Source organism: Pelagimonas sp. (assembly GCF_058892305.1).
Genome location: NZ_JBZXVN010000040.1, coordinates 37,899 through 44,389 on the forward strand (window position 1 = coordinate 37,899; position 6,491 = coordinate 44,389).

Sequence of the window (6,491 nt, forward strand, 5' to 3'; positions counted from 1 at the left end):
GCTTATTCCGCCGCTGTCGCCGAACGCTTGGGCAGAACCCAGTTTGCGCGCGGAAAGTGGCAAGTATAGCCGTTCGGAAAACGCTTAAGGTAGTCCTGATGCTCCGGTTCGGCTTCCCAGAAATCGCCAGCTTCCTCGACTTCGGTTTTCACCTTGCCGGGCCAGATCCCGCTTGCGTCTACATCGGCGATCGTGTCGAGCGCCACCTGTTTCTGCTCTTCGGACGTGTAGTAGATGCCCGAGCGGTAAGAGGTTCCCCGATCATTGCCCTGCCGGTTCAGCGTGGTCGGATCGTGAATCTGGAAGAAAAACTCCAGAAGCTCCCGATAGCTGATCTTTGCAGGATCAAAGATGATCTCGATCCCCTCGGCATGGGTGCCGTGGTTGCGATAGGTTGCAAATTTCACATCACCACCGGTGTATCCCACGCGGGTGCTTTCGACGCCCGGCAGCTTGCGAATTAGGTCTTGCATGCCCCAGAAGCAGCCTCCGGCCAATACCGCACATTCAGTCATCGCTTTTCCTCCACTTGATCGAGGTATGCGCCATACCCCTCGGCTTCCATTTGGTCTTTCGGCACAAAGCGCAGGCTGGCCGAGTTGATGCAGTAGCGCAGGCCACCTCTTTCAGCGGGCCCATCAGGGAATACATGCCCCAAGTGGCTGTCGCCATGCTTTGACCGAACTTCGGTGCGCACCATCCCGTGGGATGCGTCATGGTGCTCTGTCACATTGTCGATCGGCTTCGAGAACGCAGGCCAGCCGCAACCGGAGTTGAATTTGGCTGACGATGCAAAGAGCGGTTCACCCGTGACGATATCAATATAGATGCCTGGCTCGAAGTGTTTGTCGTACTCACCAGAAAAGGCGCGCTCTGTCCCGTTTTCCTGTGTGACGCGGTATTGCTCCGGTGTCAGGCTGGAGAGGGCGTCTTGTGTCTTTTCATATGGCATGTGCTTCTCCTTCTTCCGTTGTGAGTAAGATGGAGGTAAGAAGCCCGTTTGTGAAATAGCGGTGGGCTATAGTTTCCATGCAAAGAAAAGACCCGCAATGATCTGCGGGTCTTGGTGCGTTTGTCTTGGTTATTCGGGCAAATGGCTCAAAACGAAATCTGTTCCGCCTCGGTGACATCCCGAACACAATCCAACGCCATTGCCCGCTTCCACAAGTTTCATCGACGAACCTTCTGTCGACATGTACTCGCCCCAGAACCAGCCTTTGCCGGTATTGCTATCTTCTACTGTCTTCACTGCGACAGCCCAGCCAGTCAGCTCAATTAAATCCTCCTTGTATAGTTCTTTGACCAGCGCACTTCCCTTGGGCTGCACGTCATGGCCACCGCTCAAAGATTCAGCAACCGCACCCGAAAAGAACCCTTTGACGGATGACCGTAGTCAAGATGCGGACCGGCAGACGGGTGTGCTTCGGCCTCCTGAGCCTCGAAAGTTTGTACTCACCGTTCTGCAGATAGGCGAAAAGCTCTTCTTCGTTCACTGGCACCGGGCTAAGAACCGTAGGAAGTTGGCGGATCGAGGCTTTCTCCTCTTTTATGGTTTCGAATGCGGCGGGAATAACGCAACGCTTAAGTTTCGGATCATTGTCGCGCAGAACTGCGTGAACACGACGTCATCGCCGCCATTCGCTTCGCGGCATGAATTGCATGACGCCGGGTCGAATGGCTCAGCGGTTGGAGACCATGGACGCTCTTTGCTAAAATTCATGTAAACCCAGCCGCCGAGATCATCAAAGCGGGTCGTGCCTTTGACCGTCAATGTATGCCCCAGAGTTATCTCCGTTAAAGTAGCCCCAGCCAGATATGGCCAAACACGCAACGGTCTCCACATTGAAATCGAAGCACATGTCTCCATCCGATGAGCGATAGGTAAGCCTGCGCGCTTTCCCGATTTGTGTCCCGTTGGGGAATTCGCCAAACGAACGATAGTGATAGAATGCGGAGGGTTCGATATCGACGCTGTGGAACTCGCGGACCGTTGTTTTCCCGCTCTTCAGCTCATCCGGGGTCAGCGGAGAGCCGATAAAGACCCACTATTCCCAACCGTTAGGCCGCACGATGGATTCGTCTGGTGCATAGGTCGGTCTGTTAATCGAAACTCACAGATAGATGCGACACTGAGCTGATGGTTTGTCCCGCAAAACAAACCCTTCTTGGGCCATCGCAGGTAGTGTTGTGGACATTTGAGCGAGCAATGCCAATCTGATTGATTTCCGCATGCAACCCTCCCTTCCTTGTCTTGAGAGCGGCTGAAAAAGCCCGGTTCAAATTAGGGGAAAGGGGGGAGTTTTGACCAATGGTCGGCGGGCATAGTTTCTGTAGCTTCTTGCAAAACGAACGACTTGAGCCCCTTTTGCATAAGCGTCTAACCCACTCAGCGATCCGCGTGGGATGACCAATCATATTCTTTGGCTTTCCCCAGGATGACGCGAACTTCCCGAGGATTTGCTGAACCTGAAACGGCAACCATGCTGACATTACGAGAAAGGGTAAGATCTTTGACCGGTCGCAACACGATCCCATCAACGATTGCGGATCTTTCGGGCAGAGAACAGACTCCTGCGCCCTGTGCCACCATCTGCTGCACCCAGTCTTCACGCTCTGACTGGAATCGCGGGCGCATAACGATATCACGGTCCATAAAGTGCTTTATCAGCTGCGTGCGGAATTCGCAGTGCAGCCGGTCAATATATGGCTGTGCCATCATCTCTTCTGTCGTGATCTCATCCTGTGCAGCCAGAAAATGAACACTGGCGACCGCAAGCTGTAGCCCCTCTTCAAAGAGCGGCTGAACAGTCAGTTTGAAGTTTGGCTCAGGCGGGTTCGTGAGTAAACACAGGTCATATTTGCCCGACAATACTTCTGCCTCGGACTCGCCTGGACCAAGTGGGTGAAGGAGAATTTCCAGTTCAGGCAGTTCTTTCAGGACATGCGCCCAGAACCTCGAAAACCCACCCGGCGCAATCGTGCTTGCAACACCAATGTTGATCTTTCGGCTCCGCCCGGCGACGGAATTCTCCGCCAATTCAAAAATGTTATCGACTGCCGATTGAATGCGCATGAACTCTACGATTAGATCGCGCCCTAGGGCTGTGAGCCGTGTATCCTTCCCATCACGATAGAGAACAGGTCCGCCTAACTCGTCTTCGAGCCGTTGGATCGCCTTGGTGAGACTCGGTTGAGAAATGCCGCTGATCCGCGCAGCTTCAGTGAAGTTCAACGACTCGGAAAGATTCAGGAAATATCTGACTTGATTGAGGTCCATGTGCCGATTTTGCCTTCTATAACAGTCCGTTACTAGTTGCGCCCCGGATATCAGAATATTTAATATTCTTCAAATAGATGGTGTTTCCCAGTATGATTTGGATCATCGAAAGTGATGATGAATTTGTGACTTTTCACGATAAATAGCCCTGATTTTTGCACGTTAATTGGCCGCTCCGATGCCAAGGGTTGAGGCGGCGGCTTGGATGACATCCTCGGTGATTTCGCGCAGTTCGTTGATGTGGATGATGCGGTCGATCTGGTTGAAGAGGCGTTGGAGGAGCCGGAAGTTGCCCCGATGAGGCGGGAGATGGTGGCAGCAGCTTGAACGCCAGCGAAGTCGCCGACATCGAACGCCTTCCCCAGCTTTTGCCACTGTTTTCTGACTTCGCGTGAAAGCGGCGGATAGGGATGGGCAAATCCGATGCGGCTGTAGAACTGCGGATAGCGGCTCATGCGTTTTTCGATGCCGGGCATGCCGATCAGGATCAGTCCGATCTCGGCGCGGTCGAACTGTTCGCGCAGATGTTCCAGAGCCGTGTTGGTCAGCCGTTCGGCCTCATCGACGATGATCAACTCGACCTGTGTGTTCCGGGAAGTCACGAGTTTGCCTTTCTGCGCCGGGTGGCCCTGGTCGATGCAGGCCACGACGCGGCTCCACAGTTGGTTGAGGTCTTTGCGGACCGTTCTAGGGCGGCGTAGACCTTTTCGTTGGATGGGCCACGCGGTCCCCAGCTTTCCAAAAGCAGCTCTGCGATGTCCCCTTTGGCATAGCGGCGGGCGGAACGGGTTTTGCCGCCCCCGGCGGGCCCGTAGAACAGCCCAATGGTGCGATCCTTGCGGACGGTCTTGGCGAACTCCACGAAGCGTTTGTGGGCGCTTGTTTCGATGAAGGTGGTCTTTGTCATGTGCGCCGATCTTCCTTGTAAAGCAATATCTTGCATTTCGACGCAGGCTTTGGTTTTTGCTCCTGATCAGCATCCGGTTAATGGTTGCTCACGGCCCCGGTTCGCCCCTTGATCTCTTGCCTCAAGGAGCGCCGCCGTGCCACACGCGCCTGATGGATGCCTTTGAGGGATATGCTGTGTCCGGCATGATCCGGGCTGACTGCACGGCGGAGAAAGCGGTTCTGATGAAACACCCGGATTTCCGCCATGTCGCGGGGGTCGTAACGGATGGTGACATGCTCGCCGACAAAGGCTGCCAGTGTCGGTTCCATGAAGCGCAGCCCCTGAAAGCGGATACCATCTCGCCGCACCTGACGGGATTTGGCGACGGTAAGCAACAACAGGTCCAACGCCTCGACACTCACCGGCAGGTTCAGCAACCAGCCGTCACCGTGCCAGGCGGCATTGGGAGTCATGCTGATCTGGCTGTGGCGGCGGGCATTGTGCGTGCCGATCAAAAGCCCCCCATGGCGTGATCGAGTTCGCAGAGCGACCGCGCAGGCGGGCGTCGTGTTTTTCCGTCTACACGATAGCCCGGAAGCTCCGGCAAGAGTTCGGTGTTCACAGTGCCGAATATACGCTCGATTTTGCCGCGCCCCTGCGGGCGCGCGACGGCCGAGAACTCCAACTAGATCCGTAGTTCCGCCGCCACCTGCTCCAGGTGCTGACTGGTGAAGTCCGATCCATGATCTGTGTAGAACGTTTCGGGGATGCCGCAGATCGGCCAATCCGGTTCCGCCTTGCGCCAGATTGCCTGACGCAGAGCGAGGGCCGTTTGCAAGGCAGAGGGTGCGCCAAGGAACACGCAATAGCCCGCCACCGTACGCGAATAGTCATCCTGCACGATGGTGACCCATGGGCGTGCTGGTTTGCTATTCGTATCTAGGATCAGAAGATCGAGCTGGGTGTGATCCGTCTGCCAGACCGCATTAGGCCGCTCGGCCCGGTGCCGGTGGATCAGCTCGTATCTGTCGCGATAGGCGACTGCGCCCTCATGGGCGAGGCACAACATGGCTGGATCGAGCGCATTGATGGTCCTGCGGACCGTTTGCATAGGAAGGGGCGTGATGGCCGTCCGCTTTCGCAGCCTTCTCCATGCGCCGATGGATCGAAGCTGCTGACAGACGTGGCTTCTGCACCGCAGAGTCTCGACCTGCCGCGCCAGATCGGCGTGCAACTTCCGGTGTCCGGCATCAAAGCGCCGCCCCCGCACCACCCCAGTAAGCCCGGCATCACGGTATCGCGCCAACCACCGACGCAAAGTGCGGCGAGGATNNATGATGTACCATCAGAATGCTACGCATTAATTTTGCAATAGAGGTGGCTTCAACGTACACTTAAGATGTGACTTCAACCCAGGTCGGCTACGCGCGCTGTTCCACCGACAAACAGGACCTGACCGCGCAACGCGAGGCTCTTATTGCCCTCGGTGTAAACCCGGAACGCCTCTACACCGACCGTGGCCTTACAGGGCGGACTCGCGCCCGACCTGGACTCGATCAGGCGCTCGCAGCGGTGCGTGAAGGCGACACACTCGTCGTGACCAAACTCGACCGGCTCGCACGCTCAGCTCCGGATGCCCGCACAATTACAGACGGCTTGGCCGAACGCAGCATCCGTCTCGCTTTGAGTGCGGCAGTCTATGATCCTACCGACCCGATGGGAAAGATATTCTTCAACATCCTCGCCACCTTCGCCGAGTTTGAAACCGACCTGATCATGATGCGCACCCGCGACGGCATAAAGATCGCCCGTGCCAAGGGCAAACTGCGCGGCAAAAAAACCAAGCTCTCCGAAAAACAGCACCGCGAACTACGCCGCATGTACGACACCGGGGACTACTCCATCAGCGATCTCGCGGACGTGTTCGCCGTCTCCAGACCAACGATCTACCCCAGGCTCCAGCGCACTGAGAGTGCCAATAAAAGCGCAAAAATCAGCGCCATTTGTCGTGAAAAGTCACAGGTCAGGCGCACCAAACGGTCTTGGGATTTGGCCGTCACATCCGCGCCGTCAGCGATGATTTGAAACGCAATCTGTATCCCCTACCCCCACAACCGAATGGGTTTGACCGGCGCGCTTTGTGGCTGATCTGGCAGGGTGATCACGATGCCTTTGGGTAAAACCGGGCCACGCGCCGCCAAACCGGGATTGGCCTCATAGACCGTCGCGGCCATGTCTTCGCGCCCGTAATGGGTCTTGCAAATGGCGTCCACCATATCGCCATCAATCGTGCGGTACTCTGCCATCAAAACAGCCCCCCGACAA

11 protein-coding genes are annotated in these 6,491 nt (G+C 56.2%); 2 read left to right on the forward strand and 9 right to left on the reverse strand.

The window, feature by feature from the left end:
- Window positions 1–2: 2 nt before the first annotated feature.
- The 8 genes from msrA to AC5EFR_RS16315 all read right to left on the reverse strand — a co-directional run bounded on the left by msrA (window position 3) and on the right by AC5EFR_RS16315 (window position 5,235).
- On the reverse strand, window positions 3–515 hold the full coding sequence (gene msrA / locus AC5EFR_RS16280; protein ID WP_493576835.1) for a peptide-methionine (S)-S-oxide reductase MsrA: 513 nt from the start codon (window positions 513–515) through the stop codon (window positions 3–5).
- Complete coding sequence (gene msrB, locus AC5EFR_RS16285; protein ID WP_493576836.1) at window positions 512–952, reverse strand: peptide-methionine (R)-S-oxide reductase MsrB; 441 nt, start codon at window positions 950–952, stop codon at window positions 512–514. The genes msrA and msrB overlap by 4 nt, the downstream gene beginning before the upstream one ends.
- 129 nt (window positions 953–1,081) lie before the next feature.
- Window positions 1,082–1,345, reverse strand: coding sequence for a hypothetical protein (locus AC5EFR_RS16290; protein ID WP_493576837.1), 264 nt, complete (start codon window positions 1,343–1,345; stop codon window positions 1,082–1,084).
- Window positions 1,346–2,386: 1,041 nt separating this feature from the next.
- Window positions 2,387–3,277, reverse strand: coding sequence for a LysR family transcriptional regulator (locus AC5EFR_RS16295; RefSeq protein ID WP_493576838.1), 891 nt, complete (start codon window positions 3,275–3,277; stop codon window positions 2,387–2,389).
- 59 nt (window positions 3,278–3,336) lie between these two features.
- Window positions 3,337–3,924 (reverse strand): AAA family ATPase, encoded by a 588-nt coding sequence (locus tag AC5EFR_RS16300; RefSeq protein WP_493576839.1) that lies wholly within the window; start codon window positions 3,922–3,924, stop codon window positions 3,337–3,339.
- Window positions 3,876–4,184, reverse strand: a complete 309-nt coding sequence (locus AC5EFR_RS16305; protein ID WP_493576840.1) for a P-loop NTPase family protein — start codon at window positions 4,182–4,184, stop codon at window positions 3,876–3,878. The genes AC5EFR_RS16300 and AC5EFR_RS16305 overlap by 49 nt, the downstream gene beginning before the upstream one ends.
- A 77-nt stretch (window positions 4,185–4,261) precedes the next feature.
- Complete coding sequence (locus AC5EFR_RS16310) at window positions 4,262–4,681, reverse strand: Mu transposase C-terminal domain-containing protein (protein WP_493576841.1); 420 nt, start codon at window positions 4,679–4,681, stop codon at window positions 4,262–4,264.
- A gap of 170 nt (window positions 4,682–4,851) precedes the next feature.
- Window positions 4,852–5,235 (reverse strand): TnsB C-terminal domain-containing protein, encoded by a 384-nt coding sequence (locus tag AC5EFR_RS16315; RefSeq protein WP_493576842.1) that lies wholly within the window; start codon window positions 5,233–5,235, stop codon window positions 4,852–4,854.
- On the opposite strand from AC5EFR_RS16315, the gene AC5EFR_RS16320 reads away from it, so the two are divergent.
- Both AC5EFR_RS16320 and AC5EFR_RS16325 read left to right on the forward strand, forming a co-directional pair.
- Window positions 5,218–5,498: hypothetical protein (locus AC5EFR_RS16320; RefSeq protein WP_493576843.1), on the forward strand; the 281-nt coding region annotated here is incomplete at its 3' end. The genes AC5EFR_RS16315 and AC5EFR_RS16320 overlap by 18 nt on opposite strands.
- Window positions 5,499–5,567: 69 nt before the next feature.
- A complete protein-coding gene (locus AC5EFR_RS16325) occupies window positions 5,568–6,251 on the forward strand; it encodes a recombinase family protein (RefSeq protein ID WP_493576844.1) in 684 nt (227 codons plus the stop codon).
- Between the two features lie 17 nt (window positions 6,252–6,268).
- Here the strand turns inward: AC5EFR_RS16325 and AC5EFR_RS16330 are convergent.
- Window positions 6,269–6,491 (reverse strand): tail protein X (locus tag AC5EFR_RS16330; protein ID WP_493576845.1); only part of this gene is annotated, 223 nt, incomplete at its 5' end.

Bases quoted from the DNA above. Each gene is read 5' to 3' on its own strand.
- msrB (WP_493576836.1), bottom strand. From the start codon at position 952: ATGCCATATGAAAAGACACAAGACGCCCTCTCCAGCCTGACACCGGAG.
- msrA (WP_493576835.1), bottom strand. From the start codon at position 515: ATGACTGAATGTGCGGTATTGGCCGGAGGCTGCTTCTGGGGCATGCAA.
- AC5EFR_RS16305 (WP_493576840.1), bottom strand. From the start codon at position 4,184: ATGACAAAGACCACCTTCATCGAAACAAGCGCCCACAAACGCTTCGTG.
- AC5EFR_RS16295 (WP_493576838.1), bottom strand. From the start codon at position 3,277: ATGGACCTCAATCAAGTCAGATATTTCCTGAATCTTTCCGAGTCGTTG.
- AC5EFR_RS16315 (WP_493576842.1), bottom strand. From the start codon at position 5,235: ATGTTGTGCCTCGCCCATGAGGGCGCAGTCGCCTATCGCGACAGATAC.